Raw genomic sequence first — 1,802 nt, 5'->3', positions numbered from 1 at the left:
GTATCCAGCACGACCGCCTGTGATTGCACAGTGCCGATGCTGCCGGCTTCATTCACCACGCGCGTCTGCACGGTCCAATCGCTTGAATGGCTGTTGTCGTCTTGCGCGCTCCACTTGTTGCCTTCCACGAAGGCTGCCTTCCAGGTCTGGCCGCCGTCGGTCGACACCTGCAGGGTTTCGCCCTTGGCGAGTAGCGTAGACAGAGTGCCTTGCATCAGGCGCCCTGCGCTGCCGTCGTTGGTCAAGAAGTCGGTGGCGCTAACGCCGCTGTCCTTGCCCACCGACGCAATCGTTGCCACCGTCAGCGGCACCGTCGTATCGACGGTGAAGCCGAATGCCTGCGAGGACATGCTTACGTTGCCCACCTTGTCCATTGCCGCCAAGGTGATGCTGTGCGCACCCTCGCTCAGGGGCATGCCCGGCGTGAAACTCCAGTTGCCTGCGGTGTTGGCTTGCACCCGGCCGATCTCCACCCCGTTGTCGTAGATGACCACGGTACTGTTCGTTTCGGCCTTGCCCCTGAACGCGGGCCGGGTGTCGTCGGTCATGGCGCCATTGACCAAACGGCCGGTCATGAGACCTTGGTCGTCGGCCACCGAGACGATGACTGGCTGGGCCGGCGCACTGAGGTCGACTGTCAGGTCGAACATCGCGGTCCGGGGGCTTTCGCTGCCGCCCACCGGGGTGACGGTGGCGGCCAGGCTGTGTCGCCCTTCGCTCAGAGGTGTGTCGGGCGTGAAGGTCCAGTTGCCGCTGGCGTCGGCCACGACAGAGCCCAGCAGGGTGCTGCCGTCATAGATCTTCACCGTGCCCCCGACGGTGGCCTTGCCGCGCAGGGTTGGGGTGGTGTCATCGGTCACGCCCCCCTTGCCAATGGCGCCCGAGATGGCACCTGCGTTGTCCGTGGCGGTGTCGATGCTCACGGGCAGAGGCTGTGAGCCGACCGTGAAGTCGGTCGCCTGGCCGCGCGCACCCGTGTTGCCGGCCACGTCGATCACGGCGTGGCTGAAGCTGTGTGCCCCGTCGATCAGCGCGGAGCCTGGCGTGAAGGCCCAGTTGCCTGCAGCGTCGGCTTGCACGCGGATGATCTCGCTGCCGTTGTCGTAGATGACCACGGTCGCATTCGATTCAGTCTGGCCTGCATATGTCGGTGTGCCGTTGTCGATGGTGTCGCCATGGAAGATCTGGCCCGCGTTGCCGCTCAGCATCGCGGTCGAGGCCAGCGGTGCCGTGTAGTCGGTGGTCAGCACGAATTCGCCCGACAGCACACTCACGTTGCCCCTTTTGTCCGTGGCGGTGGCCGTGAACCGGTGCTCGCCCTCGCTCAATGGCGCGGTCGGCGTGTAGCGCCAGTTGCCATCGGCGTCTGCCACGGCGGTGCCCAGCTGCGTGGTGCCGTCGTAGACCGTCAAGGTGCTGCCTGGTTCGGCCTTGCCCGAGAGCGTGGGCGACGGGTCGTCCGTCTTCGCTCCGTCAGCGAGTGGCCCTTGCACCGTGCCCGCGCCGTCCGATGCCACCTCGATGCTCGGTGCGTTCGGGGCTTCGGCATCCGTCGTGTTCTGCAGCGTGACGGTCACGCCCTGCTGCACGAGCAGTTCGGCATCGAAGCCCGAGTGCTGGTAGACCTCGTAGACCACGCCACCCACCGTGACGTTGGCCTTCTTGACCCAGTCGCCGGGGTCGGTGCCGTTGGGCAGCACGTCGGACAGCGTCACCGCATCACCGGCATTGCCCTTGACCATCATCTGCACGCGGCCGTCGGCCACGAACTGGTTGATGGCGCCGTTGTTCATCACGTCGGC

At 65.9% G+C, this 1,802-nt stretch carries 1 protein-coding gene; it reads right to left on the bottom strand.

Annotated elements, in window-relative coordinates; translation table 11 throughout:
- Positions 1–1,802, bottom strand: a 1,802-nt coding sequence (locus AC07SQ_RS30505) for an Ig-like domain-containing protein (RefSeq protein ID WP_495273660.1), incomplete at both ends; no start/stop codon positions are given.

This window comes from Variovorax sp. GW821-FHT06D12, assembly GCF_059419205.1.
Note: the sequence above shows the minus strand (reverse complement) of the source record. Positions and strands in the feature narration are given on the sequence as shown.